The organism is Vibrio sp. 10N.222.52.B7 (assembly GCF_041474275.1).
GTDB lineage: Bacteria > Pseudomonadota > Gammaproteobacteria > Enterobacterales > Vibrionaceae > Vibrio > Vibrio crassostreae_C.
Window position 1 is genome coordinate 13,269 of the sequence record NZ_JBFRTU010000031.1, and the last position, 26,045, is coordinate 39,313.

The following is a 26,045-nucleotide window of genomic DNA, read 5'->3' on the forward strand; positions in this document are numbered from 1 at the left end:
TTTGATAATGAGAGAAATGAACAATGAAAACAATTGAACAGCGACTCAGAGATATTCGCATCGTTCCGGTGATCGCCATTAATGACGTTGCTCAGGCTGTGCCGCTTGCGAAAGTATTGGTTGAGAATGGTTTGCCTTGTGCTGAAGTGACATTTCGTACAGAAGCGGCAGCAGAGTCGATTCGTTTGATGCGTGAAGCCTACCCTGAGTTACTGATTGGCGCAGGTACTGTGCTGACTACAGAGCAGGTGGATACTGCCATTAATGCGGGTGTTGATTTCATTGTCAGCCCAGGTTTGAATCCAACAACAGTCAAATACTGTCAGCAAAGAGGGGTTACGATCGTTCCTGGAGTGAATAACCCAAGCTTGGTTGAACAAGCAATGGAAATGGGGCTTAAGACACTAAAGTTCTTCCCAGCAGAGCCATCTGGCGGTATTCCTATGTTGAAAGCGTTGACGGCTGTTTACCCGGTTAACTTTATGCCGACAGGCGGTGTAAGCCCAGCGAACGTTGAGTCTTACTTAGCACTGAAATCAGTCGTTGCCTGTGGCGGTACTTGGATGGTACCGACCGACAAAATGGACAAGGGTGATTGGGATGGAATCGCAGAATTAGTCCGAGCGGTCGGCTCCAGGTAGTTCGATAGAGAGCGACATAACTAGAAAATGAAAGGGCCAGCTGATACTGGCCCTTTTTGTGGCTGCTTCAAACGATGTAGAGGTTACTCGTTACCAAGCAAAGGTTTTAATGACGTTTTGCTTAGTGATTGGGTTGTGAGCGATGTCTTGATTAATCTTATCAAGAAACGGCTTACGAGCTTGAGGCAACATGCCACGCGTTGGTGAGATGTTATTGCCGTGGTCGCCCCAGTAGTAGCAATCGAAATCTTCTAGATTTTCGAGCAAGTATTTTTCTTCTTCCAGAATCTGCAATGGCGTTGGTAAAACAAACTCGCCACGGTTTACTTCTTTTTCCAACACCGATCCCGGTTGAACGGCTAAAGCCATTGGTGCAATCGCATCCGGCTGCATGATGTTCAGCAAGCTGGTGGTATTAATCGCATGCTCTATAGAACGCTCTTTGCCGCCAAGGCCAAAGATAAATGAAGCCAGCACCTTGATGTCTGCTTCACGGGCTAGGTTCATACCTTCAATTGCATGCTCACGCGTCATGCGCTTTTGAATGCGTTCAAGCACAATTGGGTCACTGGACTCCAAGCCTGAATAGGCCATGCTTAAACCTGCCGACTTAATCTCTTTTAATTCAGACAAGCTCTTACGACGGAAGTCATTAAACCCTGAATACAGAGAGATGTTCTTGATCTCTGGGAAGGTGATCTTGATGTAATCCAGAATCGAAATCAGCATCTCGGTTCTAATCGCCATCACGTTACCATCGACTAAAAAGATAGACTCTACATGCGGGTAGATCTTTCTCGCTGCGTCAATATCTTCAAAGATGTCTTTGATGTCTCTTAATTTGAAACGCTTATCATCAAACATCGTGCAGAAGGTACATTGGTTATTACTGCACCCCAATGTTGTCTGGATGAGTACGCTCTCTGCTTCCATCCAAGGACGATAAACTTTACCTTAAAAACGCATAAATGCTCCTCGGCCGTAGCCTGTGTTGTTTCGACGAGGGCAAGTTTAGCAATCTGCATCTTGGGTGATAATTGGGCAAAGCGGGGAATCAGTATTAAAGAAATTTTAATAATCGAAAGAGCGCGCAGTTCTTTGTCTGTATGGATAGAACTGCGGCTTGGATTGTGTGTGTGGTGGTGGGGGGGAGTGTTAGTGGTCGTTTTTTACTAATGAATGATCAGTGCGTAACGCACAGCTTTTCTTCGAGTAATTGATTAAGCACTGTCACCAGCTTGTGGTTCTTAGTGTTGTCTAATGCGTCGGCGTGCGGGTCTTTGAACAACCCAGAATCATTATCAAAATATTGACCAGAAGCGTTGGCAAACTCATCACTGAGCGCAGCACGACAAAGAATATCGGCTCCAATCGCAAGGTCGTTGCCATCAACGCCATAAGCATCTTTCACTAATTTACTACCAAGGAAAGAAGCTGGGTTTACAGGGATAATTGCGGTGCCTTTGTCTAAAAGAGTATTGGCTAATTCGATGGACCACATCGTTAGCGCCAGCTTACTTTGCGCGTAAACCGGACCATCAAGTTCGCCCGCACTCGGGCTGATTAATGCCTCTAAATCGACGGGTGCTTGGGCTGCTGAAGATAGGTTGACGATACGACCTGTCGCATCAAAAAGAGGAAGCAGCTTTTGTGTCAGTAGATACGGCGCAATGGTGTTTACGACAAAACGCACATCAAGATTGTCTGGAGTGGTGATGTCCGACACTTTATACACACCTGCGTTGTTAATGAGTATATCGAGTCGTTTGTGATCGCTTTTGATTTGGGTTGCGAGCGCCTCAACTTCAGAGAGCGTCGATAGGTCTGCGATGTAGCTTTCGATGATTGCATTCTTAGACAGGCGAGACAGAGCGGTCACGACTTTATTGACCTTAGCTGGGTTGCGGCCATGAATTAGAACATGGTGCCCTTGCTGCGTTAGTGCTTTTGCGGTCTCTAAACCAATGCCATCCGTGGCACCTGTGATCAGAATTATTTTTTGCATATTCCGTCCTTCAAAAAATAGTTTGAACAACGTTATAACAAAGATTAATGACACATAGTTGCATTTGGCTCACAAGCTGAAGACTCAAATGTGAGTCTATGGGGCAAATAATGACCATTTTAACACTTGGTGGTTAACCGTTGGCGTTTAACGATTAAGTAAGACAATGGGTCAGTTTGTGACTGACCCAAATTAAGAGAAGTGACCGAGTTATTTGATGTCTTGAACGTTCATAACCAGAGTTTCCCAGTTACGTTGGTTTTCCATATCGTGCTCTAGGCTTTGCTCATCGGCAATTTGGAAGCGCTTAACCGCAGGGGTTTTGCTCGTAGCTTGATACAACCAATAAGCTTCCGCTTTGAGTGCTTCGGCTTCGTCAGCATCAAAGTCTCTTGCCCTTGAACATTCACAGTACCGAAGTCAAAAGTGACGGTAAGAATTCCATCCTCGGCTTGAGCTTTAAACGTTGTATAACCTTGATATACCATTTCCATATTCCTTCTGAGAGATTTCATTCCAGCCTATTCAGTGTGAATGCGACCTAAATTCAGGCTAGCGAGGAATGTTCGAACCAACAATTAACCATTAAACGAAACACTATTAACGAATTATTAAGAGTGTTGGCGCGTTTGATAATTTCAATTTATTCAGTGTCTTAGATGGATACTTTAACGTTGAAGGTATCTTGCTAATTCGATTGTCAACGAAATCTAAAAACTCATTCCTTGTCTGGCGCTCTTATCCTTTTCATTTAGCTTCGTATACTGCTCAACTAGGTAATTAGCCCCAAGGTACAGACAAGAGTGAACCGACTTATGCAGATGAGATCCGCGACTTTGAAAACCATTATTGAGAAAACGCTGCCACTGACGCTGGGTGTGTTTGCGATCATGATGGTTCAATTGGTCGATTCGATCTTTATTGGTCAGCTAGGGGTGAATGAATTGGCGGTTCACGGTATCACCTTGCCATTTCAAGCAGCGTTTACCGGGGTTCAAGTGGGCATCGGTGTGGCGGCAACGTCCATTATTTCTCAAGCGGTAGGGGCAAAAGAACAACGTAAATCTACTTCAATTGCGACGCTGTCGGTTGGATTTGGAGTGTTGGTGATTGCTTTGATCTGCATAGGGCTGATTGTTTTTAGCGATTCTGTTTTTGCGTCGTTTGTGAATGATGTCTCTGACGCTCAATACCAATCCATGCTGTCTATTTTTAATGTGTACTGGCCACTGTGGTTGTTCAGTGCATTGATGGTGGCGGTGCTTTATCTGGCCACCTGCGTTTATCGTGCCAATGGCGATACCAAAACAACCGGAAGCATGTTCTTGGCTGCTAGCGTGATTAACCTAATTCTCGACCCTATTCTGATCTTTGGATTGGATATGGGCATCGCAGGGGCGGCGATCGCATCGAGCATTGGCTACGCTTTCGGCGCAATCTACATGCTAATCAAGTCTCGCGGCAAAGGTTGGTTTGGCTTCAATGGCGCGTGCAGTAACCGAATCAAAGGCTACAGTTTTGAGTTATTCAAGACGGTAATGCCAACCACTGCGAATCAGATATTACCTGCGGTCAGCGCGTTCTTCTCAATGCTATTGATTGCGAGAATCGGAACCGATGAGATGGCTTTTTGGAGCTTACTCGCCCGTGTTGAAAGTTTTATGCTGGTGTTTTCTCTTGCTCTGACGATGTCTATCCCGCCTATGATTGGTCGTTACCTAGGGGCGCAGCAGCGATGCAAAATCCCTGAGCTATTGAATACAACAGCGAAGTTCTTATTGGTTTTCCACACCGTGATGGCAACATTGTTGGCGCTGTTTAGTGGCTGGATTATTCCTGTTATCTCGGAAGAACAAAGCATACGCAGCTGGTTTGAAGTGACCTTGTTATTTATACCGTTCAGCTATGGGCCGCTTGGGCTTTGCATGTTGGTTGCGTCGGTCTTTAATGCCTTGGGTGTGCCGCGTAAAGCTTTGAATGTCTCTTTCCTACGCTTGTTTGTTTTCTACATTCCCGCTTTATGGATCGGCTCGATAACCGGAGACATGGTCAATGCGGTTATTGCTGCGACAGTCGCCAATGTTTTAGCGGGCGCTTTTGCATGGTTTAAGCTTAATGCCTATATTAAAACTCACATTATTCCCCGTGCCGCTGCGGCCAATAAGCAGCGTGTACTCAGCGCAGGCTAGCCATTATTGATGAACATTGAACATCTAAAATTGTTTGTGCGACTCGCGTCTACGCACAATATAGGTCAAGCAGGACAAGAGCTTGGGTTGTCACCTCCGGTAGCCAGTATTCATATCGGAAAACTCGATGAGAGCCTAGGTGCTATCCGCGTCGATCACGGTGAAGCGGTAAGGGATGTATGTGTCGATGGCTTGGGCATTGCCATGTGCGCGAGTTGGATAGCATACAAGCAGCTCGCGGAAGGTTCGCTGGTTGAGGTGTTGCCGGATTACCCTTTAAAGGATGAGGCGGCTATCTGGGCGGTATACCCGAGTGCTCAGTTACTTGCACCAAAGGTGCGCGTATTTATCGATTACTTTGTTCAATATTATGGTTCACCTTCTTATTGGGATTGCGACGTAAACGGGCAAACTCAATAGCGATTCAGAAGCATATATTGAGAACAAATAAGAAAGCCCCAACCAAAAGGGAGGGGCTTGTTTTTATGTTCTTTATAGAACGTTTTTCTAGCTAACTGCTGTTGTTTTTATTTAGTGTATCCGGCGTTTAATGAGCGTGTACCGCTGAATCTTGGTATAGCTCTGCATCAACTTCTTCGCCTTTACTTGGGCGCGGTACAATCTCAAAAGAGGTGTCAGCTTCTGTCAGTGAAGACAGCAGTTTGTTAAGTGATGTCTTATCACCTTTCACGCCTGCTTGTCCGTCTTCTAACAGTTTTCCAAGGCTTGTTTTCTTAAGCACGATGTCAGACACGTCAGACTTATTGATGATCAGTGTCGTATCCGCATCTTGCAGCTCGTTCACTTGAATGTTGTTCAGGTTACCGTTAGACATCTCAACGTAGTAGAACTCTTTTACATCAGGCAACTGAATATTCAACGTAAATGGTGTTTCTTGTGCCTTTAGCGAGTCCACTTTAACTGCTAAGTAATCTAACAAGTTCTCAATGGTCATGTTAGCCAACACATCCGGAGATGCAGTCTTTGGTGCGCCCGGTTGTGTGCCAATGCGAAGCTCTTGAGCGCCGGTTAGGTAGATGTTTCTCCAACCTGCACCTTCTGATTGATAACCCAATTGCTCGTACGTATCTGCCAATAAGCCACGTGCAACTTTGTTCTCTGGTTCTGCTTGAATCACCTTATTCAGTGCTGTTGCAACGAAGCGATATTCACCTTCTTGGAAGTCTTGCTGCGCTTTTTCAATCACAGCGTCGCTGCCGCCCATGTATTCAACAAACTTCACTGACTCTGGCTTGATTGGTAGTGGATTTAGGTTAGCTGGGTTCATGTCGAAGTAACCAAGATACATGTTGTACACCGCGCGGGCGTTGTGAGAGTAAGTACCGTGGTAACCGTTGGTGTGCCAAGACTGTTGAATGCTGTCTGGCATGACCTTGTAAATCTCGTCACCGATGTCTTGCAGAACCACGCCGTTATTGGCTAAGCGAAGCGTTTGGTTATGAGTAAAACCGTAAGCGTCACGCTGCATTTTTAGGTAATCAGAGATCTCTTGTTCGCCCCAGATTGGCGATGAGTGAGACGCAAACAGCACCTCAGTATCTTCACCCCAAGTGACTAACATCTCGTTGATCTTCTTAGACCATTTCAAGCCGTCACGTACTTTAGCGCCACGCAGCGTGTACAGGTTGTGCATGCCTTGGTAGGTCAGTTCGCCAGTCCAAAGTGCTTTCATGCTTGGAATATATGTCACCATTTCAGAGGCCGCTTCGGTACCTGAAGCATCCATGAATTGCATTTCTAGGCCGTCGATAACCAGAGTTTCAATCTCTTCGTTATGGTTCAGCTCGTAGTCTGGCAATACGTAAGTAATGCTACCGGTTGATAGACCTTTCGACAGTGCCGCATCCACAATACCGTGTTCGTGTCGGTTCAGGGTTGCGCCATATTGATATGCGGTACGACGAGACATTGCATTACCCGCCAATACGTTTTCGTCGACGATCTCTTTAGTAATGTTTTTCGAACCGTACACTTTTACATCTGGGTATGCGTCTTTGATTGCTCTTGCGCCACCAAAGTGATCAGCGTGCGAGTGAGAGTAAATCATAGCAACGACGGGCAGTTCGCCGCCATCAGGCACATTGCTCTTGAAGAATTTGAGTGATTTAGCGGCCGCTTCTTTGGTAAGAAGAACGTCGTAAGCGATCCAACCGTTGTCACTACGAATGAAAGAGATAGACGCTAAGTCAGCACCTCGAACTTGGTAAACTTTACCCGGAACAACTTCATATAAGCCTTCTGCTGCTTGGTTCAATACCGCTTGGCGCCACAGTGAAGGGTTTACTGAATCTGGTGCTTGGTCTGCATTCGTCACACTTGGGTCGATAAAGTTAAAGCTATTGCGAATGATGTCGCCCGTCTCTTGGTCGAAGCTAGCAATAAGACCCTTGTTGTTATTGTCGAAAGCGCGAGTGTCGGCAAAGTTAAGTGTTTTTGCGAACTCTTGGTTTGCCTTAGTCGTCATCTCGGTTGCGCTTTTGCCACCTTGGTCGCCAATTTCGCTGAAGTGTGCGTGGTCATGGTTAGCTGCAACTGCAGGGAATGCGAGCGAGATAGCTAGGAACAGTGATGCATTTTTGAACGTGCGTGAAGTCGTCATAAGAGCCTCTTCATTTCAGAATTTTGTTTCGTTGAGGCGATTATAGGAATAAGACATATAGCAAAAAATAAAGTAAGCTTTATTTAATACATCACGATTGGCTATGTATTGAGTCATGCAATGGTTGGGGAACGAAGGCGAATCCTGACCTATGATTGATTAAGACCACATTGACAGGGAGAGTAACGGTGAGCGACGTGGAAAAGTTGGATTTAAATCTATTGAGCGTGTTCTTAGAAGTGTATCGATTAAAGTCGATCACGCTTGCATCAGAATCGCTTGGTATGACTCAGCCTGGGGTTAGCGGGGCATTGAAGCGATTGCAATCTCAGCTTGATACCGACCTGTTTATTCGTGAAGGGCGTGGGATTATTCCGACTAACGCTGCGGTGCAATTGGCAGACCGAGTAGAGCCTGCTCTAGAAGGGATAAGCAGCGCAGTAAGCACTTTAAAGACATTTGATAATCAGCAGCATCATGTGTTTCGTATCCTGGTGAATGAGATTGGATTAACCAAGCTTCAACCTCTCGTCGAGCAAGATGAGACGTTGGGCAATATCTCGATTGAATTCAATATGGTGCCGAACAACGAAGAAGAATTATTGCAAGGCTTGAGCATGCAACAAGCTGATTTAGCGATTGATATCCATTACCCGCAAGTTAACGGCTACATGAAGCAGCCGATGATTGAAGATGAGTTGGTGCTGATAGCTCGAAAGGGGCATCCGAGAATCAATGGCTCTGTGACGCAAGAGCAATATTACAACGAAAAGCATGTTACTTTTAGAATGCGTCGAACCCGTTTATACACGGCAGATTATTTTACCAAGTCGCCACTGAAACAGAGAAAAGTGAGTGCCGAGTGTGACTCGCTGATGACCATGTGTGTGCTGGTATCGGGCTCAGATTGTGTCGGCAGTACATCGCGTGATTTTGCCAATCAATTTTCCGAATCCTTCCAGCTTCAAGTCCTTGATCAGCCGTTTGAAATCTTACCTATGCAGCAATACATGATCTGGCATAAAAGAACCGATTTGAACCCTGCTCATCAGTGGCTGAGAAACAAGATTCAGCAATATATGGCTGATTAACGAGCCGCTCTTGCTGCTCGTTTCTGTTTGGCGCTCTCTATCATCTTAGAAGGCGTCATTCCTGTCACCAACATGGTGCCGGTGATAACCAGAATTGAACCAACAATCGTATTGATGCCAATTGCTTCATCTAAGAATAAGTTACCCCATAGAATACCAAATACCGGAATGATGAAGGTCACGGACAGGGCTGAAGGTGCGCCGAGTTCAGAGACGAGATTGAAGTAAAGTAGATACGCTAACCCAGTACATACCGCGCCTAATAAGACAACCGATGTAGTGATCGTAACGTCGGGTGTTTCTCTCATCGGAATAAAGAATACAAACGGCAAAACCAGCAATACCGCAGCCCACATGCTGCCATGAGCATTGTTGAATGCCTCAACTTTAGGGGCTTGTTTGGTATAGTTTGACGCTATTCCGTAGCTAAAGGCCGCCATCACTGCTGCAAAGATAGGAAGCATAGCCTCACGGCCAATGTTCATCGCATCCCAACCGACTAACACGCCAACTCCTGTTACCCCAATCCCAAGTCCCAATAGAACTTTCGCCTCGAGTGCTGTTTTGGTCCATATTGCACCAATGATTGCCGCCCATATTGGCGCGGTAGAGTTCAAGATGGCGAGTGTCGAGGCGTTAAGTGTCTGCGCGGCATAAGCGAAAAGCAAAAAAGGAAGTGTGGTGTTAAACAGGCCGAGAATGAAGAAGTGTTTTGCGTGATCATGAAAAGAGAGCTTCTTTTTTAAATAGAAAGAAACTAAAAGCAGAGTAAGTGCTGCAAACAGAACTCGCGCTTCAATTAAGACTGCGGGCCCTAATGGATTGGCGGCCATTCTCATGAAAAGAAACGAGCCTCCCCATATAGCCGCAAGTAGTATCAGTTTTAAAAAGCTCACAGTTTGAATCTCAGATTGTGTAAAACCTGACTATGGAGGAAAGATAACTATTACACAAACATAGATGCCAATACTGTGCAGTTATGGACATAAAATCGAGCCCGTTAATCAGGAACAATTTCGATGAATTTCGTTCTGTTTATTGTTCCTTATTTGATGAGTAATCTAGCGTTAGACATCAAACTTAGGCAAACAAAATGAAGATTGAACACATCGCAATTTGGACCAAACAACTCGAAGTACTGAAGCGATTTTATGAAGATTATTTCGGCGCGACATTGAACTCAAAATATCACAACCCAACTAAAGGGTTTTCTTCATACTTCCTCTCGTTTGATACGGGAAGTCGTTTAGAGATTATGGAAATGGACTCTGTCCCTGAATCGAAAGACGACATCTATGACCAGTTCACAGGCTTCATTCACATGGCGATATCATTAGGTTCGGAACAGGCGGTCGATCAACTGACTCAACACTTGGTCGAAGACGGCTATGAGCGCTTAGATGGCCCAAGAAGAACAGGCGATGGCTATTATGAGAGCTGTGTACTCGATCCGGATGGTAATCGTTTGGAACTTACCGTTTAATGTAGAGACTTAATTGAGTTACTCATCTACTAACGGAACTGAGGTATGACAATGATGAAGCTTGCTGTGACTTTCCTTTTTAGTCTTGGGCTTATGGGATGTGCTACCTCAGAACCGGTGTATGAGCAGGAGGCGGACTCAAAGCCTGAACCATCACAACCCATAGGTTACCTCGGTTTTAAAGCTCACCAAGAGTGGGCGATTCAATTCAATGATTGCACGGTCTACGATTTAATCGGTGCACAACCTTACCAGTGGTTTGATCGCACTTCAGCCTCTGTGAGCTGTTATACGTTTAAGCCAAACGATGCCATCGAGCCTTTATCTGTGTATGCCGACGCAAACTTCGACAGCAATAAGCTAGCCCCGATTAACCTATTTCAAGAGCTGCAGGTATCAGAGTCTGGTTGGGGCAAGTTTCCTGCCGTCTATGAGACCAACGGTACCAATTGGCTGAAAGTCAAAGAGGGTTGGATTCACCTCACACTAGCCGATCAGACACTCGTCCAGTTCTACCCTGGCACTCAAGACCAATCCGGCAAATCTCAGCATGATCAGTATTTTGAGCAGCATTGATCGTAATGCTGACTGTTGATTAGTCTGTAGTTCGATCAAAAAAGATCTTTTAACTATTGCTGAAACCGGTTTCAACCTGTATCTTTTCTTTTATTGAAATCGGTTTCAGAGTTGCAATGAGCTCTCTAATCCTGATCTTTTTCACGAATAACTTGTAGCGAGTAATGGTATGAACAACGAATTTCCGAACGATTTTTTATGGGGCGGTGCAGTAGCAGCGCATCAACTAGAAGGCGGCTGGGATGCGAATGGTAAAGGTGTCAGTGTTGTTGATGTATTAACAGCGGGCGCTCATGGTGTACAACGTCGAATCACCGATGGCGTGATTGATGGCGAAAACTATCCTAACCAAGTCGCAGTGGATTTCTACCATCGCTACAAAGAAGACATTAAGTTATTCGCTGAGATGGGCTTTAAGTGTTTCCGTACCAGTATCGCGTGGACGCGTATCTTCCCAAATGGCGATGAAGCTGAACCGTGTGAAGCGGGATTAGCGTTTTACGATGATCTGTTTGACGAGCTGTTGAAATACGACATTCAGCCTGTGGTAACACTGAGCCACTTTGAAATGCCTTACCATCTAGCTAACGAATATGGTGGCTGGATGAACCGTAAAGTGATCGACTTCTTCGTTAAGTACTCAACTACGGTGATGGAGCGTTACCAGCACAAAGTGAAATACTGGATGACGTTTAACGAGATCAACAACCAGATGAACACCTCGGCAGATATTTTCGGTTGGTTATGCTCAGGCGTGAAGTTTCCACAATGCGAAAAGCCGCAAGAGGCGATGTATCAAGCGGTTCACCATCAGTTTGTTGCAAGTGCTTTGGTGGTTAAGAAAGGTCACGAGATCAATCCAGATCTTCAAATCGGCGCAATGTGTGCGATGGTGCCTTTCTATCCTCGTTCTTCTAAACCGGAAGACATTATGGTGGCACAACAAGCGATGCGTGACCGTTACTTCTTCTCAGATGTGATGGTTCGCGGTCATTACCCAAATTACGCTACGCGTGACTGGGCAATCAAAGGCTTCAACATTGAGATGCAGCCTGAAGATGAGCAGATCCTAAAAGAAGGTAAGGCTGATTACTTAGGCTTTAGCTACTACATGTCGAATACCTTGGATTCTTCTTCTCACCAATCTACAGAAGAAGCGATGGACGGCGGTCATGAAAATTCGGTCGATAATCCGTTCATCCAGTCTAGCGATTGGGGCTGGCCAATTGATCCGACGGGTTTGCGTTTCTGTTTAGCGTCTCTGTATGAACGTTATGAAGTGCCATTGTTCATCGTTGAGAACGGTTTTGGCGCGGTTGATACCATTGAAGAAGATGGCAGCATTAATGACGATTACCGCATTGCTTACCTTGGCGACCACATCAAAGAGATGAAAAAAGCCGTTTCGATTGATGGTGTTGATTTGATGGGCTATACCCCTTGGGGCTGTATCGATTTAGTTTCGTTCACCACGGGCGAGATGAAAAAACGCTACGGATTCATTTACGTAGATAAGCACAACGATCAATCTGGCTCACTAGAACGCAAGCGCAAGAAGTCTTTCGAGTGGTATAAAGGTGTGATTGCATCTAACGGTGCCACTATTTAGAATGCATTCCCCAGCGCAGTTATGTGAACTGTGAGCTGTCATTTTGCAATGAATTAGTCGGCCTATGTCGGCTAATTTTTTATAAAGGAAAAGAAGCGAATGGTAACCATGCTTGATGTCGCAAACCGCGCAGGCGTATCTAAATCGACCGTTTCTCGTGTCTTAAATGGCAAGAACATCGTGCGCCCAGATGTGGTGAAAAAGGTATTTGATGCGATTCAAGAAACAGGTTATCGACCGAACTTGTTGGCTCAGCAATTGGCGACCAAGAAGACCAACTTCATCGGCTTTGTTATCACCAATGAGTTGTTCAATGGCCCTTACTTCTCTTCCTTGATGTATCACGCGGCTTCTTATAGCGAAAAGTCGAATCACCAACTGGTGATCACCGATGGCAAACACAGCGCTGAAGACGAAATAAAGGCGATCAACTTCCTGCTGGATATGAAGTGCGCGGGCATCATCCTCTATCCGCAATGCTTAACCGAATGTGAGATTGCAAAGATCATCGACAGCACCGACACTCCGATTCTGGTACTCAACCGTGAAATGCCGTCGAAGTCCAATCATGCTATTACCACCGACCATTATCAGAGTGCTTGTTTGATGGTTGAACACATCATCGAGCAAGGCCATACAGACATTGCAGTGATTCGTGGTAAAGCCGGTTCTTCGACCGATGAGCTGCGTTACCAAGCCTATCAAGATGTGTTAACTAAACATGGTGTTGCATTGGATGAGTCCAACGTTGTTCAAGGTGATTGGACGATGGAGAGCGGTTATCACGCGGCTCAGGCTTTGGCAAAAAGCAGAACCACATTCACTGCTATCTTGTCTGAAAACGATGATATGGCGATTGGTGCGATTAAGGCGTTAACCGAACTTGGGTACTCATTGCCTCAAGATGTTTCGATCGTCGGCTTTGATAACAGCAAAGTGGGGGCGTTTTTAACGCCAAGCTTAACGTCTGTGAGTGTGCCATTAGAGCAAATGACGCAAAAGGCGATCCTGCAAATTGTCGGTGAAACAGAGCAAGCGACCACCATCAATACCACTGGTAGTTTGGTGTTACGTGATTCGATAGCGAAGCTAAATTAGCACTGTTCGAATTTCATATTTTACCTACAAAAAGTGACGAGCTGCGCATCTCTTAAACCAAGCTCAAACACTCCTTATTCACTGTTATTTAGATGTGCGATATTGCGTTTTTGGTCGATGAATTGACCACCATTAGTTAAGTAATGTGAAGCTAGATAAGTAATATGAAAATAGCTAATTGATGTGAGAACAGGTAAGTAACGTGAAAACAGAAAAACAAAAAATGCTAGCAGGTGAACCTTATCAGGCTTGGGATAAAGAGCTTTATGCAGCTCGTATCGAATGTCGCAAGGTGCTTCAAAAACTCAATAACAGTATTCCTGGCACATCTGAATGGGAAGCAGCAACGCAAGAGCTCATTCCGGACTGTGAAAATGCGCATTTAGAACCTCCATTTCGTTGTGACTACGGCTCGAACATCAAGCTAGGCAAGAACTTCTACGCTAACTTTAACTGCGTGATTTTGGATGTGGCTGAAGTGACTATTGGCGACAATGTGCTGCTTGGTCCGAACGTTCAAATCCTGACTGCAGGTCACCCACTCGATGTGAAAGGCCGTGTAGAAGAAGGCGTTGAGTTTGGCACACCGATTAATGTTGGCAACAATGTTTGGCTTGGCGGTGGTGTAATTATCTGCCCCGGTGTCACCATTGGCGAAAACAGCGTGATTGGCGCGGGCAGTGTCGTAACCAAAGACATCCCAGCCAATGTGGTTGCAGTCGGTAATCCATGTAAAGTGCTGAAAGCGATCGATAACGAGTAATAATCAGATTGAATTGATAAAGCCCGAACCTAGGTTCGGGCTTTGTTTTTTCTATTCTTGCTAGATGCTAGATGCTAGATGGAACAGCTTGTTGTGCTTGCTTCTTATCTAACGCACCACTGAATCGAGTCAGAACAAGAGCGATCAAAACGATCACAGCACCTACCCAAGGGGTGTTCATTAATCCAGATTTCGTGACAATCAAACCACCACCCCATGATCCCAATGCAATACCGACGTTGAAGGCTGCAATGTTCAACCCAGAAGCGACATCGACGGCGTCAGGTGTGTATTTCTCAGCCAGTTTCACAACATACACTTGTAGCCCCGGAACGTTCCCGAATGCAAATGCACCCCAAACCAAAATGGTGGCAACGGCTGCGTAAGGGTTTACAGCGGTAAAGTTGAATACCACCAGTACCGCGGCTAAACCAGAGAAGATAACGGTCAGTGCTTTAATCGGGCCCATCTTGTCGGCCATTTTGCCGCCCCAGATGTTACCTACCGCTACTGACACACCGTAAACCAACATGATTAAGCTGATTGAGCTCGAATCAAACCCTGATACGTTTTCCAGTATTGGAGCAAGGAAGGTAAACGCTGTGAATGTTCCGCCATAACCAAGCGCCGTGATGGCGTAAACCAACAGCAAGCGTGGTTGAGTTAGAACCTTTAGTTGTGCCGAAATCTTCGCCGCAGGTGGTTGCTTAAGGTTGCTTGGAACCAAGATAGCGCTACCGATAAGAGCAATAAGGCCAAGTAGAGCAACGATCAAGAAGGTTGCTTGCCAGCCAAAGGTTTGCCCGATATAAGTGCCCAGTGGTACGCCGGTTACCAATGCAACCGTTAAACCTGTAAACATGATCGCAATGGCACTGGCTGCTTTATCTTTTGAAACCAAACCTGTCGCGATGGTTGATCCAATCGAGAAGAACACACCATGGGCAAGGCCAGTCAAAATTCGTGCGGCGATCAGCGTGTTATAACCCGGAGCTTGCCACGCCAATAAGTTACCAATGACAAACAATGCCATCACGGTTAGCAGCACCGCTTTACGATTCCATTTGCCGGTTAATGCCGTTAATACTGGTGCGCCAATAGCAACGCCAAGCGCGTATAAACTGACTAATAGGCCTGCCGATGGCAGAGATACATTCAAATCGCTCGCCATGGTAGGAATCAAGCCTACGATGACAAATTCTGTGGTTCCGATGGCAAAGGCGCTGAGCGTCAATGCAAGTAATGCTAGTGGCATAATCATCTCTCTTACTGTTCTTTGTTAAGTACCGAGCGCGATAAAATGGGGCAGCTTGTGACTGCAATAGGAGCGCTTCGTTTGATGGCGAGGATTATCTAGCAAAATATATTTGTGAAAAATGCCATCATTAACAAATAACCTTTGTGATATTTGCAATAATTGGAGGGTTAGCCGATCATTGGATTAAGCTGATGAGATCGAAAAGACACCGTGATTTGAGCTGTGATGAGCACAAGCGAGATGACATTAAACAAAATGAAGATAGCGAAGGAGCCTCATGTTAACCCGTTCAGATGATTTAGAAATGGTACTCACCGTTGTCGATGCTGGTGGTTTTTCTGCGGCGGCAGAGGCGCTGGATGTGCAGGTCGCCAAGGTGTCTCGCTCGGTGAGTAAGGTTGAGTTACAACTCGGCGTCTCAATATTCAACCGAACAACGAGACGCGTGGAATTGACGGAGGAAGGACGGCAGTTTGTCGATTCAGTCAGGGTGGGATTACAGATGATTCAGAGCGCGGAAGAAGAAATCGTGTCGCGCGGTGAGTTGCCAAAAGGTCGTTTAAGAGTCGATGCCGCCAGTCCATTCGTATTTCACCAACTAGTGCCGTTGGTGCAGTCATTCAAAGAGGCTTACCCAGACATTGAGTTGGAACTCACTTCCAACGAAGGCTTCGTTGATCTTCTCGAAAAGAGAACTGATGTTGCGATTCGAATCGGTAAGTTGTCCGATTCAACACTGCACGCTCGCCCGTTAGGAAAAAGTTTACTCCATATTGTTGCGTCACCTGATTATCTCGCTAAGCGTGGGGTGCCCACCAAACCTGAAGATTTGAGTTCGCATCAAATTGTGGGGTTTGCGGGTAACAAAGTGCTTAACCATTGGCCTTTACCAAACCAAAGTGATGTCGCGCCTACTGTGACAGCCAGTAATGGTGAAACCGTGCGTCAACTAGTCTTAGCTGGAAATGGGATTGCTTGTTTATCGGGGTTTATGGTGCAGGAAGATATGGCTGCGGGTCGCCTAATCCCTATTCTGGAACAAGACAAACTTGCCAACACAGACCGAGAGCGAGTGAATGCGGTTTACTACAAGTCGTCATCGGTCTCTAAACGTATCTCGGCGTTTATTGATTTTATTCAACCCCGTTTGAAGCTCTAACTAAGGCGGCTGACGATATCCGCATAAATGAAAAAGCCCCGCTGACGTGTAGCGGGGCTTTCAAATTGAACTCGATAGCTTGTCAGTGTGCTTTCTAGTAACAGACTACTGAAACTGTACTTAAGCGATCTTAGTCATCTCGTTAAGTGTAAATGACGTAACACTACCTTCGGTTGCTGCCATGTATTCAGCAAGGTGGGTATTACCCATGTGTGTTTGCCAAAGTTCACGCGACGTCCAGTTTTCGTAGAAAGTGAAATGTGCTGGGTTTTCATTGTCTTGGTGAAGGTCGTAGTTGATGCAGCCTTCTTCAGCGCGAGTAATATCAATCAGCTTTAGCAGCTCTGCTTTAACCAATTCAATTTTGTCTTCGTTAGCGACGATGTTTGCGACGATAGTTAGTTGAGTCATGTTGGTACCTATATTATTTTTCACCGAAATGGTGATTTGTCTGTGTTTACAGTGCCACTCTTTGTTCATTGAGCTGCAGTCTGTGTCGATGGATAAATAATAGTGGGAATATTTGAAACGATAAACAGTGCTACATTTGAATTATTGTCAAAAAATAATTGATAATAACTTGGGTATTATGTGCTACTAGGCGTAGGTGAGGAGTATTTAGAAGCCGCCCGCCCACGCATCAAAATCGTCAATGTTGTCGAGCTCTTCTTTAGTTCTTGGGGCTGGGTAATAAGGCAGAGCCAATCTTTGAGTGGAAGGTTGCAGTTCCCAATCGGGTGTAATCTTGAGTCGGGTTAATTCATCGTTGAGGCGCACAAACATATAGTAGCCGTCGGCATGGGTATTGGCGTAACTCGCGATTGTGGCGATATCTCCAGAAGGTAATTTTACGTCTCGACCCAGTGGATAGAGCTGGTGCAATGCGAAACTCACTTTGGGATCTTCAAGTTTGCCTTGCTTAAAGCGTTCTAATCCGATGGCGGTTGAAGTGGTGCGCGGCTTCCACCCTGTGAGGAACAATCCACTCAAGTTATCTTGGAACGGCTTACCCTTTCGATTGCCTTCATTGGTAATGAATTGAACCGTCAATGTATCTCCCGATTCTTGCAGAATATCTAAAAACTGTTCACCAGTGCGATCGACCAAAAGCTTCATAATATCCAGTTACCATCAAGAATGAGAGACAATAAAGGGTACTACTATAGGGAAGGCTTGTGTAGGGACGATAAACGTTATGTAGTGTGAACAATGTTTTCGGTGTTGATCCTTACATGTCCCTTAGATGAACAACAGCTTTAGCGCTTACGTAAGTAATGCGTTTGCACGATCTCATATAAGTAAGTCGACACGCCTGTTAGTGTGAAATCAAGCGGTGAAACTAGATCTCCAAACAATGGTGAAGCATCACCCAGACCGAACAGACTCACCATCGAAATGGTAGAAAACCCGCTAAGTTTATATTGCCTGACACTCACTCAACTTAGGTGATTTGTAGGTCAATTTACTGATCTTCAAATTTATACTGGATAATTACCTATAAATTTCAGGATTTAGCAGTAATAATCAATGAATAGATCGGAATAGCTTGTTCATTGAAAAGCTGTACGGAAAGTTTCTAAAGACGCATCGTGAAAAGGAAGTCAGATACATGCCTGTGCTCCAACGCATCAGTTTAACGTTAATCTTAATCGCCGTTTTAGGTGGGTGTTCTTCACTTCCTGAAGGCATCGATCATCCAACAGAACCGCCAACCTCTCCTGCACCTAGCTCTTTATCGGTTCTAACCAATGAATTTCAGCCTGAAGCTTTAGAGCAAGGCAACACTGCGGTTCGTCTGCAAGAGTCCGGTTGGGATGCTTTGGCACAGCGATTAGCGCTGGTAGAAAGTGCCGAGCACACCATCGACATTCAATACTACATCTGGAACTCTGACGAATCGGGAAGCTATCTCGCTAGCCGTTTATTAGCCGCGGCTGAGCGTGGTGTGAAGGTGCGCGTAATGCTGGATGATATCAACCTCAACGAACGTGAAGGGTTGCTGTCGGCACTGGATGCGCACCCTAATGTCGAGATTCGTATCTTCAATCCAACGCCGACACGTCGTGGTTTCAGTAAATGGCTGAGCTTTGTTGGTGACTTTTCTCGCTTAAATCGCCGCATGCACAATAAATCGTTTACCGTAGATGGTACCTTGTCTGTGGTGGGTGGCCGTAATATCGGTGATGAATACTTTGACCTTTCTGATGAAATCAATTTCCGAGACCGCGATGTATTAGTCATGGGCTCGGTAGTTAACACCATCCAAACCAGTTTTGTTGAATACTGGAACAGCCGTTGGTCTTACCCTGTCGATATGCTGGGTGATGACGAGCAACCTGATCTCTCGAAGATAGATAATATTGTCGTTCCGCATTATCAAAATTACCCGGAATTGCCACTAGATCGTAAGGCTGCTGATAGTTTACTGAAAGAGGTGGTTGGTGAGATGACTTGGGTGAATGCTCGTTTTGTTTACGATCAGCCCGTTCCTGATGATTCAGACAATACCGATGAACCGAAAGCGACCGCGATTCTTCTAGGGAAATTAGCGAGCGAATCGAAACAAGAGATCTTGCTGGAATCCGCTTACCTTGTATTCGATGATGGTCAGCTTGAAGAGTGGCAGGTATTGAACAACAAGGGCGTTGAGATAAAAGCGCTAACTAACTCTATGGCGTCTAATGATCTGGTGACTAATCACTCCGCTTATGCAGGCAGACGTTACGACATGTTGGAGCATGGCATCGACCTGTTTGAGCTAAAACCAGAATCTAAGCTGTGTGAAGCATCGACTCAAGACGTGTCTAAATGTGCGCCTGAGACGGCCTATGGCTTGCACGCTAAATCAGTCGTATTCGACCGCAGCATCGCGAGCATCGGCTCATTTAACTTCAACTTGCGTTCTACCTACTTGAACACGGAATCGGTTTTGATCATCGAGAATAAAGAGATTGCTGAAACATTAGCAGAAACCATTGAGCAAGCAATGAGCGAAGAAAACAGCTGGCGATTAGAGCTTGAAGACGGTGATGTGTATTGGTATTCAGGCGACCAACGTTGGGACAGCGAACCTGACACTGGTCAATGGGAACGAATGCAGTCAGGCTTTTTGCAATTGCTACCGATTGAGAAATATCTGTAAGCTAGCCGCCTCCGGATAAATAAAAATGTCAGCGTATATTACGCTGACATTTTTGTTTGTACTGCTGTTTGTTGCTAGCTCTAATCGCTTAACGGCTTAACGGCTTAACGGCTTAACGCTTGGTCAGCTGCTTGCTGTTTAAGTAAGGCAGGATATGTGGGCGAGATTCACCAGAGAGTTTCTGTGTGATCTGCTGTGACCAACTGCTCTGCTTTTGGTTGCTTGAACGGCTTGCGTAGTAGCTTTGCATCGAATCATCGTAGCTGGCAATTTCATCTAGGCTCAGCGGTTGGTATTGGTTTTCGTGCATTACTACGTGAGCAGGGAGGCGAGGCTTAACCTCTGGTTGTTGTGCCGGGTGACCTAAGCACATCCCGAACAACACGGCGGTGTGCTGTGGCAGTTCTAACAGTTCATCGACTTGTTGTGCGCTGTTACGCAACCCGCCAATGTAAACGCCACCCAAACCTAGAGACTCAGCAGCCAGCATGCAGTTTTGCGCCATGATGCCAGAATCGACCGCGCCAATCAGGGTCAGTTCAGTAAAGTCGGTTTTCACTTCAGGGTTAATTTGAGCGTGGCGTTGATAGTCGATACAGAACACCAAAAACTCAGCCGCGTTCTCCACGTAAGCTTGATTGCCTGCGTATTCAGCTAGCAACTTGCGCTTCTCTGTGTCTGTCACTCTCACGATAGAAACAGCCTGCAGTAAGCTCGATGATGAAGCCGCGAGACCAGCCTGAATAATCACATCAAGTTGTGCTTTTTCAATCGGTTGATTTGTATATTGACGAATGGAGCGGTGCCCCAGAATAGTTTCAATCGTGCTGTTCATAACTCTCAGACAGTCCTTGTGATGATGGCGTAGAGAATCACAATAACGACAATTACCATGAGCGTAAAGAGTGTTTGAGCCTTTCTGGTTGACATATTTCAGCAGCGCCAGCCCAGTTTTTGAGATTCTATTTATAATCGATTAATGCCAGCTGCTATGCCGCTGGCATTTTATTATTGAGTGAAACTTGCTTCGAAATAGGCGTTAAATGCTCAGAACTGTCGGATAAAATAGGGCATACTGGACTGAATATATAAACCAAAGAAAGTAACCACGCGCATGAATCCGATCTGCCTCAACGACCCTTTTTCTCTTCCTAATGGCCAAGTGATCAAAAATCGCCTGTTCAAATCGGCAATGAGTGAACAGCTAGGTGATAAACATCATAACCCTAAGCAAGGTTTAGTCACGCTTTACCAGCGTTGGGCTCAAGGAGGAATTGGCCTATCCATGACGGGCAACGTGATGGTCGATAGAGGTGCGCTTGGTGAACCTAAAAACGTGGTGTTAGATGAGCAAAGTGACTTAAGCGTATTTCGTGAGTGGGCGAAGGCTGGAACACAAAATGGTTCGCAGATATGGATGCAATTGAACCACCCAGGAAAGCAAATCCCTAAATTCTTATGTGATAGCCCGGTTGCGCCTTCGGCTATCTCTTTAGAGCGTGGATTAGAAAAAGGTTTCAATACGCCACGAGCTCTGACTGAGACGGAAATAATCGCAATCATTGATAAATTTTCGCTGAGTGCAAAGCTTGCAAAACAAGCAGGCTTTACTGGCGTGCAGATTCACGGTGCTCATGGTTATCTCGTGAGTCAGTTTTTGTCTTCGAGACACAATCAACGCCAAGACAAATGGGGTGGCTCACTCGAAAACAGACTTCGTTTCGTGCTTGAGGTTTATCGCGCGATTCGAAAAGAGGTCGGTGAAGATTTCCCTGTCGGAATTAAGCTCAACAGCGCCGACTTTATGAAAGGTGGCTTCACTGAAGAAGAGTCGATGCAGGTTGTGCAAACACTGAGTGATAACGGTATCGACCTGATTGAGATCTCCGGCGGCACCTATGAAAGCCCATCAATGATGGGTTCAAAGAGCAAAGCTGAATCAATCAAGTCCAGCACAGTAAAACGTGAAGCGTATTTTATGGATTACATGGTTAAGGCGAGAAAACTCGTGAGTACACCGCTGGTGGTCACGGGTGGTTTTCGAACCGCGCAAGCAATGAATGAAGCATTAAACACCTCGGCGACCGATTTTATTGGTATTGCGCGCACAATGGCGGTTGATCCTGATTTCCCAAACAAGTTAATTGAAAACCCTAGCCACGGCATGCCGCTAACGGTGCCAACCACAGGAAAACCCGCATTAGACAAAGTGGCGATGGTCGGGCTGGTTTGGTATGAACATCAAATGTGGCGCATTGCCTCTGGCAAGAATGCTGACCCTAAACTTAGCGCATTAAGCGTGGTGGTAAAAACAATTCTCAGCGCTGGCTGGCACGCTTTCAAAAAGCGCAGAGTGTAAGCAGTCATGGATTGATAAAGCAGAACTTTGAGGAATTGAAGTTCTGCTTTTTTGTTTGTCTCCTTTTAAGTTCTCGATAAATACATCGCAGAGCACCCTCAGCCAGCTTAGCTGTGGTACTAATCTAATACCAACATGAGCATTGGTTATAGTGTTCATAAGTGGCAAATCAGAGTAGACAAACTAGGATGAATTGAATTAAACCCTACAAATAATTCAACAACATGGTAGTGCTATGAAGAAAATAACCCTTTTGTCAGTTGCGATTTTATCTAGCATCTCTTTCTCATCTTTTGCAAAGGATTGTGATCCCAACTTGCTGCCTTCTTGGAAGGACAGCGAGAGCAAATCCGCTATCGTCGACTTTGTTGGGCAAGCCACTAAAGCTGAGTCTGATACGTTCGTGGCAATTGAAGATCGCATTGCCGTGTTCGATAACGACGGTACGCTTTGGTCGGAAAAGCCTTATTACTTCCAATTAGCCTTTGCACTAGATCGTGTAAAAGAGATGGCGCCTGATCACCCTGAATGGAAAACCGAAGCACCGTTTAAGTTTGTACTCGAAGATGATATTGAGAGCGTTCTGGGCAGCGGTGAAGAAGGGCTATTGAAAATCATCATGGCGACACATTCTGGTATGACTGTTGAGCAATACCAGCAAGACGTTGAGCAATGGCTGACGGTAACAAAAGATAAACGCTTCAACAAAGCCTACACAGACCTTACTTATCAGCCAATGAAAGAGATGCTGACTTACCTGCAAGATCATGACTTTAAGACTTATATTGTGTCGGGTGGCGGTGTTGACTTCATGAGAGTGTGGGCTCCTGATGCTTACAATATCCCGTCAGAACAGATCATCGGTAGCGCACTTAAATACAACTACAGCTACAACGACGGTAATCCGACCGTTACCAAAGATTCGTCCATTTTGACCATTGATGACAAAGCCGGAAAGGTCAGCAATATTCAGCATATTATCGGTAAGAAGCCGATTCTAGCAGTAGGTAACTCAGACGGCGATCAAGCGATGATGCAGTGGGCAACCAGTCAACCAAACTCAATGGCGATGATTGTTCATCACACCGATGCCGAGCGCGAGTGGAAGTATGATCGTGAGTCCCATGTGGGTAAGCTTGATAAAGCACTCGACGAAGCGAACTCCAGAGATGATTGGACGTTAATCGACATGAAATCCGATTGGTGTGAGGTGTATTAACCCACACAAACATTCGGACAAAACAGCAAAGGCTCGGATGGTTCATTCGAGCCTTTTGCTAAATAGCGAAGACTTCGTCTCATTTTCAGCAAGATCGTACTATAAATTTTTAACGCATGACGCTTTAATCGGGATAGTCAGAAATTAAAGGAATAAAAAATGAAAACGATCGGTTTGCTTGGTGGTATGAGTTGGGAATCGACCATGAGCTATTACAAATCCATTAACGAAGGTGTTAAAGCGACGCTGGGAGGGTTGAACTCTGCAAAGATTTGTATGTATAGCGTGAACTTAGATGAGATTGAAAAGTTACAACACCAAGGCCGTTGGGCTGAGACTGCCGATATTTTAGCTGACGCGGCATTATCTGTTGAGAAAGGTGGCGCAGACTTCATCTTAATTTGTACCAATACCATGCATAAAGTCGTGCCTGAAATCGAACAGAAGATCACGGCTCCTATCTTACATATCGCTGATACTACCGCGCAAAAGCTGCTAGAACAGGGCGTAAAGAAAGTCGGGTTACTCGGCACCGCTTTCACGATGGAACAAGATTTCTATAAAGGGCGCCTGACTAACAAATTCGGTATCGATGTGGTGATTCCTGATGAGAGTGACCGAGAGAAAGTCCACAACATCATTTATCAAGAGCTGTGTCGAGGCCAAGTAAAAGAAGAATCTCGAGATGTATACCGTCAAATCATTGAGAAGCTAGGCCAACAAGGTGCAGAAGCCGTTATTCTGGGCTGTACTGAAATCGCCCTCCTGATTCAGCAGCAACACACTGATGTTCCCTTGTTTGATACCACAGCCATTCATGCAGAAGCGGCTGTACGTTTGGCGACGAGTGACTAACTTCTAGTTCTTATTCTTAGTTCCATAGCTGTCCTATTTTCGCTCTTGTACGATTTTCATTCGTTGAAGTGAAAGTTTTTTGTACAAAAGCAGGTCGTTAGTTAAAGAAGCGATGCTTTGTTCATTAACCAAGGCCTTATCGGTAGGTAAGGTTTTAGTTAATGACTGAGGTATCCGCGCTTTTAAGCACTATGCTTTAGTCATGACCGAAAGAGGATTTATTATGAAATGGCTTATCTTATCTGTAACGCTGTTATTCGTGGCAGGATGCCAATCGACGGGGTCTCAAGAAGCACAAGTCGGTGACGACATGAATCGAGTTCATACCCAAGGGTGCAGCAGCTAATCTTCTTTTGTGGAAACACATTTTCAGCTGCTTCGATAACGATTGTTAACTCTACTTGTATATAGATCTACCTTATAAAGCCTTGTGTTCTTACAAGGCTTTCTTCTATGTAAAGCATCTTATTTTTCTTGGTGGATGTTGTAAATTTGTGAATCTGAATTGTCTATATTCTATGCTGTGTACTGGATCTCATTTGTTATTTGACTCCCTTGCTAAGGTTAATAATGAATGCGTAATACCAATCACTTTACTCAACTTAAGAGGTTTCTATGCTAGGTGAAAATCATTCTCTTGTTCACGAATTTCCTGAAATGAAAGATAAAATTGCTGAGCTTGTTAAAACTGACGATGGCTTTGCAGCAGACATGAAGACGTACGACAACCTTGATAAAGAGATTCGTAAGCTTGAGCTGAAAGATTCACCCATTGATGACGGCTCGATGCACCAACTGAAACATGATCGTTCTGTACTGAAAGATGCACTGCATGCACGTTTAACTGGCTAGTGAGCTGGTAATTTTGCTGATTAGCTAAATGGCGAATTGCAGACTTAGACAAAAAAACTCCTTCGGGAGTTTTTTTCGTTTTGGCACAATAAGATCTTCACAATTCAACTGAGTTAATACGTTGTATTGTTATGTGAATGACGCATAATGAGGGTTACTGGTACACGATTTTTAAGATTTTATTGGCAATCTCATGAATATTGAACACCTCAAATTGTTTGTTCGTTTAGCTTCCACACATAACATCAGCATGGCTGGGCAAGAGCTTGGTTTGTCTCCTGCTGTTGCAAGCTCGCACATCAGTAAACTGGAAGACAATTTAGGCGTTCGCTTGGTCCACCGAACCACTCGTAAGGTCTCTTTAACCGAAGAGGGGGAAGCATTCTTACCTCATGCTGAAGAAGTGTTATCGAGCGTGGATGCTGCCAAATCGGCGGTCGGTGTGGGTTGTGATTCTCCAACCGGAACGTTGCGAGTTACCGCATCTGCGTCTTTTGGACGTTTGCATCTTGTTCCTGCCTTACCTGGATTCTTAGAGCGCTACTCTGGGTTAAAAGTCGATCTCAGGCTATCAGATTCGATGGTGGATGTTGTTGAGGGTGGCTTTGATATCGCGATTCGTATCTCGGAGCTGAAAGACTCGACACTGATTGCCCGAAAACTTGCGACAGACAAGCGTATTGTGTGTGCATCGCCTGATTACTTAATCAAATATGGTAAGCCAGCCAAACCTCGAGATCTTAACGATCATCAATGTATTAGCTTAATTGGTTTAGAAAACTGGACCTTCAATACTGAAAGCGGGCCTAAGACGATTAAGGCATCTGGGTCGTTCAGGGCAGATAACGGGGAAGCACTGCGTGACGCAGCCTCAGGTGGTATGGGGATCACGGTGACATCGAATTGGTGTGCCTATGAACAACTGAAAAGCGGTCAGCTGGTTCAAATATTAGAAGATTACCCATTAACATCAGAGCCTGCAATTTGGGCTGTGTACCCAAGCACAAGGTTACTTGCACCAAAGGTGAGAGCCTTCATTGACTACTTCTCTGAATATTATGGTAATCCACCGTATTGGGAACAAAAGTAGAATCAGATAGATTTAACGAAAAAGCCCTACGTGACT

The 26,045-nt window shown here is 45.3% G+C and carries 25 protein-coding genes and 1 pseudogene; 17 read left to right on the forward strand and 9 right to left on the reverse strand.

Annotation, left to right across the window (positions count from 1 at the left end; translation table 11 throughout):
• Positions 1-23 precede the first annotated feature (23 nt).
• The gene (locus tag AB4512_RS10750) at positions 24-641 is read left to right on the forward strand and encodes a bifunctional 4-hydroxy-2-oxoglutarate aldolase/2-dehydro-3-deoxy-phosphogluconate aldolase (RefSeq protein ID WP_017059455.1); all 618 of its coding nucleotides are present in this window, start codon (positions 24-26) and stop codon (positions 639-641) included.
• A 90-nt stretch (positions 642-731) separates the two neighbouring features.
• Here AB4512_RS10750 and AB4512_RS10755 read toward each other — a convergent pair whose 3' ends face one another.
• From AB4512_RS10755 to AB4512_RS10765, 3 genes and pseudogenes are all read right to left on the reverse strand, one after another.
• Positions 732-1,574, reverse strand: a complete 843-nt coding sequence (locus tag AB4512_RS10755; RefSeq protein ID WP_372174891.1) for a radical SAM protein — start codon at positions 1,572-1,574, stop codon at positions 732-734.
• Between the two features lie 250 nt (positions 1,575-1,824).
• Entirely contained in the window at positions 1,825-2,646 is an 822-nt protein-coding gene (locus AB4512_RS10760; protein WP_372174892.1) for an SDR family NAD(P)-dependent oxidoreductase, read from the reverse strand.
• A gap of 210 nt (positions 2,647-2,856) precedes the next feature.
• A pseudogene (locus AB4512_RS10765) lies at positions 2,857-3,015 on the reverse strand (enoyl-CoA hydratase/isomerase family protein); the annotation flags it as partial.
• A gap of 446 nt (positions 3,016-3,461) precedes the next feature.
• Here AB4512_RS10765 and AB4512_RS10770 point away from each other — a divergent pair.
• Both AB4512_RS10770 and AB4512_RS10775 read left to right on the forward strand, forming a co-directional pair.
• Positions 3,462-4,835 (forward strand): MATE family efflux transporter, encoded by a 1,374-nt coding sequence (locus tag AB4512_RS10770; protein WP_017064035.1) that lies wholly within the window; start codon positions 3,462-3,464, stop codon positions 4,833-4,835.
• A 9-nt stretch (positions 4,836-4,844) separates the two neighbouring features.
• Positions 4,845-5,255 carry a LysR family transcriptional regulator gene (locus AB4512_RS10775; protein ID WP_372174893.1) on the forward strand — a complete coding sequence of 137 codons (411 nt, stop codon included), beginning with the start codon at positions 4,845-4,847 and terminating at the stop codon, positions 5,253-5,255.
• A 127-nt stretch (positions 5,256-5,382) separates the two neighbouring features.
• On the opposite strand, the gene AB4512_RS10780 is transcribed toward AB4512_RS10775, so the two are convergent.
• Positions 5,383-7,455, reverse strand: coding sequence for an alkyl/aryl-sulfatase (locus tag AB4512_RS10780; RefSeq protein ID WP_372174894.1), 2,073 nt, complete (start codon positions 7,453-7,455; stop codon positions 5,383-5,385).
• A gap of 188 nt (positions 7,456-7,643) precedes the next feature.
• Between AB4512_RS10780 and AB4512_RS10785 the strand changes: the two genes are divergently transcribed.
• On the forward strand, positions 7,644-8,546 hold the full coding sequence (locus AB4512_RS10785) for a LysR family transcriptional regulator (RefSeq protein ID WP_017059462.1): 903 nt from the start codon (positions 7,644-7,646) through the stop codon (positions 8,544-8,546).
• Here the strand turns inward: AB4512_RS10785 and AB4512_RS10790 are convergent.
• On the reverse strand, positions 8,543-9,442 hold the full coding sequence (locus AB4512_RS10790; protein ID WP_017059463.1) for a DMT family transporter: 900 nt from the start codon (positions 9,440-9,442) through the stop codon (positions 8,543-8,545). The two genes, AB4512_RS10785 and AB4512_RS10790, sit on opposite strands and share 4 nt — an antisense overlap.
• Positions 9,443-9,639: 197 nt before the next feature.
• Here AB4512_RS10790 and AB4512_RS10795 point away from each other — a divergent pair, with 197 nt between their 5' ends.
• The 5 genes from AB4512_RS10795 (at position 9,640) to AB4512_RS10815 (ending at position 14,075) form a co-directional block, all read left to right on the forward strand.
• Entirely contained in the window at positions 9,640-10,029 is a 390-nt protein-coding gene (locus AB4512_RS10795) for a VOC family protein (protein WP_017064032.1), read from the forward strand.
• Positions 10,030-10,080: 51 nt separating this feature from the next.
• Entirely contained in the window at positions 10,081-10,605 is a 525-nt protein-coding gene (locus AB4512_RS10800) for a hypothetical protein (protein WP_102393093.1), read from the forward strand.
• A gap of 169 nt (positions 10,606-10,774) precedes the next feature.
• Positions 10,775-12,214, forward strand: a complete 1,440-nt coding sequence (locus tag AB4512_RS10805; RefSeq protein ID WP_372111756.1) for a 6-phospho-beta-glucosidase — start codon at positions 10,775-10,777, stop codon at positions 12,212-12,214.
• Positions 12,215-12,313: 99 nt separating this feature from the next.
• The gene (locus AB4512_RS10810) at positions 12,314-13,312 is read left to right on the forward strand and encodes a LacI family DNA-binding transcriptional regulator (RefSeq protein ID WP_372174895.1); all 999 of its coding nucleotides are present in this window, start codon (positions 12,314-12,316) and stop codon (positions 13,310-13,312) included.
• 202 nt (positions 13,313-13,514) lie between these two features.
• Positions 13,515-14,075 (forward strand): sugar O-acetyltransferase, encoded by a 561-nt coding sequence (locus AB4512_RS10815; RefSeq protein WP_017064028.1) that lies wholly within the window; start codon positions 13,515-13,517, stop codon positions 14,073-14,075.
• 67 nt (positions 14,076-14,142) lie between these two features.
• Here the strand turns inward: AB4512_RS10815 and AB4512_RS10820 are convergent, their stop codons facing one another.
• On the reverse strand, positions 14,143-15,330 hold the full coding sequence (locus AB4512_RS10820; protein WP_372174896.1) for an MFS transporter: 1,188 nt from the start codon (positions 15,328-15,330) through the stop codon (positions 14,143-14,145).
• Between the two features lie 280 nt (positions 15,331-15,610).
• Between AB4512_RS10820 and AB4512_RS10825 the strand changes: the two genes are divergently transcribed.
• Positions 15,611-16,492 (forward strand): LysR family transcriptional regulator, encoded by an 882-nt coding sequence (locus AB4512_RS10825; RefSeq protein ID WP_136977970.1) that lies wholly within the window; start codon positions 15,611-15,613, stop codon positions 16,490-16,492.
• A gap of 120 nt (positions 16,493-16,612) precedes the next feature.
• Here the strand turns inward: AB4512_RS10825 and AB4512_RS10830 are convergent, their stop codons facing one another.
• Entirely contained in the window at positions 16,613-16,903 is a 291-nt protein-coding gene (locus AB4512_RS10830) for a putative quinol monooxygenase (protein WP_017062386.1), read from the reverse strand.
• Between the two features lie 207 nt (positions 16,904-17,110).
• Entirely contained in the window at positions 17,111-17,608 is a 498-nt protein-coding gene (locus AB4512_RS10835; RefSeq protein WP_372174897.1) for a hypothetical protein, read from the reverse strand.
• A 493-nt stretch (positions 17,609-18,101) separates the two neighbouring features.
• Here AB4512_RS10835 and AB4512_RS10840 point away from each other — a divergent pair, with 493 nt between their 5' ends.
• Complete coding sequence (locus AB4512_RS10840) at positions 18,102-19,634, forward strand: phospholipase D family protein (RefSeq protein ID WP_017072129.1); 1,533 nt, start codon at positions 18,102-18,104, stop codon at positions 19,632-19,634.
• Positions 19,635-19,746: 112 nt separating this feature from the next.
• Here the strand turns inward: AB4512_RS10840 and nfsA are convergent, their stop codons facing one another.
• On the reverse strand, positions 19,747-20,469 hold the full coding sequence (nfsA, locus tag AB4512_RS10845; RefSeq protein WP_017060948.1) for an oxygen-insensitive NADPH nitroreductase: 723 nt from the start codon (positions 20,467-20,469) through the stop codon (positions 19,747-19,749).
• A gap of 279 nt (positions 20,470-20,748) precedes the next feature.
• Between nfsA and AB4512_RS10850 the strand changes: the two genes are divergently transcribed.
• The 6 genes from AB4512_RS10850 to AB4512_RS10875 all read left to right on the forward strand — a co-directional run bounded on the left by AB4512_RS10850 (position 20,749) and on the right by AB4512_RS10875 (position 26,009).
• A complete protein-coding gene (locus AB4512_RS10850; protein ID WP_372174898.1) occupies positions 20,749-21,993 on the forward strand; it encodes an NADH:flavin oxidoreductase/NADH oxidase family protein in 1,245 nt (414 codons plus the stop codon).
• Between the two features lie 235 nt (positions 21,994-22,228).
• A complete protein-coding gene (locus AB4512_RS10855; protein WP_372174899.1) occupies positions 22,229-23,212 on the forward strand; it encodes an HAD family hydrolase in 984 nt (327 codons plus the stop codon).
• Positions 23,213-23,371: 159 nt separating this feature from the next.
• Entirely contained in the window at positions 23,372-24,067 is a 696-nt protein-coding gene (locus AB4512_RS10860; RefSeq protein WP_372174900.1) for an aspartate/glutamate racemase family protein, read from the forward strand.
• 223 nt (positions 24,068-24,290) lie between these two features.
• Positions 24,291-24,413, forward strand: coding sequence for a hypothetical protein (locus tag AB4512_RS10865; protein ID WP_258182976.1), 123 nt, complete (start codon positions 24,291-24,293; stop codon positions 24,411-24,413).
• A 269-nt stretch (positions 24,414-24,682) separates the two neighbouring features.
• Positions 24,683-24,919 (forward strand): YdcH family protein, encoded by a 237-nt coding sequence (locus AB4512_RS10870; RefSeq protein ID WP_017067743.1) that lies wholly within the window; start codon positions 24,683-24,685, stop codon positions 24,917-24,919.
• Between the two features lie 193 nt (positions 24,920-25,112).
• Positions 25,113-26,009, forward strand: coding sequence for a LysR family transcriptional regulator (locus tag AB4512_RS10875; RefSeq protein WP_102320698.1), 897 nt, complete (start codon positions 25,113-25,115; stop codon positions 26,007-26,009).
• The last annotated feature ends 36 nt before the right edge of the window (positions 26,010-26,045 follow it).

Bases quoted from the DNA above. Each gene is read 5' to 3' on its own strand.
- AB4512_RS10770 (WP_017064035.1), top strand. From the start codon at position 3,462: ATGCAGATGAGATCCGCGACTTTGAAAACCATTATTGAGAAAACGCTG.
- AB4512_RS10870 (WP_017067743.1), top strand. From the start codon at position 24,683: ATGCTAGGTGAAAATCATTCTCTTGTTCACGAATTTCCTGAAATGAAA.
- AB4512_RS10760 (WP_372174892.1), bottom strand. From the start codon at position 2,646: ATGCAAAAAATAATTCTGATCACAGGTGCCACGGATGGCATTGGTTTA.
- AB4512_RS10875 (WP_102320698.1), top strand. From the start codon at position 25,113: ATGAATATTGAACACCTCAAATTGTTTGTTCGTTTAGCTTCCACACAT.
- AB4512_RS10825 (WP_136977970.1), top strand. From the start codon at position 15,611: ATGTTAACCCGTTCAGATGATTTAGAAATGGTACTCACCGTTGTCGAT.
- AB4512_RS10860 (WP_372174900.1), top strand. From the start codon at position 23,372: ATGAAAACGATCGGTTTGCTTGGTGGTATGAGTTGGGAATCGACCATG.
- AB4512_RS10835 (WP_372174897.1), bottom strand. From the start codon at position 17,608: ATGAAGCTTTTGGTCGATCGCACTGGTGAACAGTTTTTAGATATTCTG.
- AB4512_RS10840 (WP_017072129.1), top strand. From the start codon at position 18,102: ATGCCTGTGCTCCAACGCATCAGTTTAACGTTAATCTTAATCGCCGTT.
- AB4512_RS10750 (WP_017059455.1), top strand. From the start codon at position 24: ATGAAAACAATTGAACAGCGACTCAGAGATATTCGCATCGTTCCGGTG.
- AB4512_RS10780 (WP_372174894.1), bottom strand. From the start codon at position 7,455: ATGACGACTTCACGCACGTTCAAAAATGCATCACTGTTCCTAGCTATC.
- AB4512_RS10865 (WP_258182976.1), top strand. From the start codon at position 24,291: ATGAAATGGCTTATCTTATCTGTAACGCTGTTATTCGTGGCAGGATGC.
- AB4512_RS10830 (WP_017062386.1), bottom strand. From the start codon at position 16,903: ATGACTCAACTAACTATCGTCGCAAACATCGTCGCTAACGAAGACAAA.
- AB4512_RS10805 (WP_372111756.1), top strand. From the start codon at position 10,775: ATGAACAACGAATTTCCGAACGATTTTTTATGGGGCGGTGCAGTAGCA.
- AB4512_RS10800 (WP_102393093.1), top strand. From the start codon at position 10,081: ATGATGAAGCTTGCTGTGACTTTCCTTTTTAGTCTTGGGCTTATGGGA.
- AB4512_RS10855 (WP_372174899.1), top strand. From the start codon at position 22,229: ATGAAGAAAATAACCCTTTTGTCAGTTGCGATTTTATCTAGCATCTCT.
- nfsA (WP_017060948.1), bottom strand. From the start codon at position 20,469: ATGAACAGCACGATTGAAACTATTCTGGGGCACCGCTCCATTCGTCAA.
- AB4512_RS10850 (WP_372174898.1), top strand. From the start codon at position 20,749: ATGAATCCGATCTGCCTCAACGACCCTTTTTCTCTTCCTAATGGCCAA.
- AB4512_RS10775 (WP_372174893.1), top strand. From the start codon at position 4,845: ATGAACATTGAACATCTAAAATTGTTTGTGCGACTCGCGTCTACGCAC.
- AB4512_RS10820 (WP_372174896.1), bottom strand. From the start codon at position 15,330: ATGCCACTAGCATTACTTGCATTGACGCTCAGCGCCTTTGCCATCGGA.
- AB4512_RS10795 (WP_017064032.1), top strand. From the start codon at position 9,640: ATGAAGATTGAACACATCGCAATTTGGACCAAACAACTCGAAGTACTG.
- AB4512_RS10755 (WP_372174891.1), bottom strand. From the start codon at position 1,574: ATGGAAGCAGAGAGCGTACTCATCCAGACAACATTGGGGTGCAGTAAT.
- AB4512_RS10810 (WP_372174895.1), top strand. From the start codon at position 12,314: ATGGTAACCATGCTTGATGTCGCAAACCGCGCAGGCGTATCTAAATCG.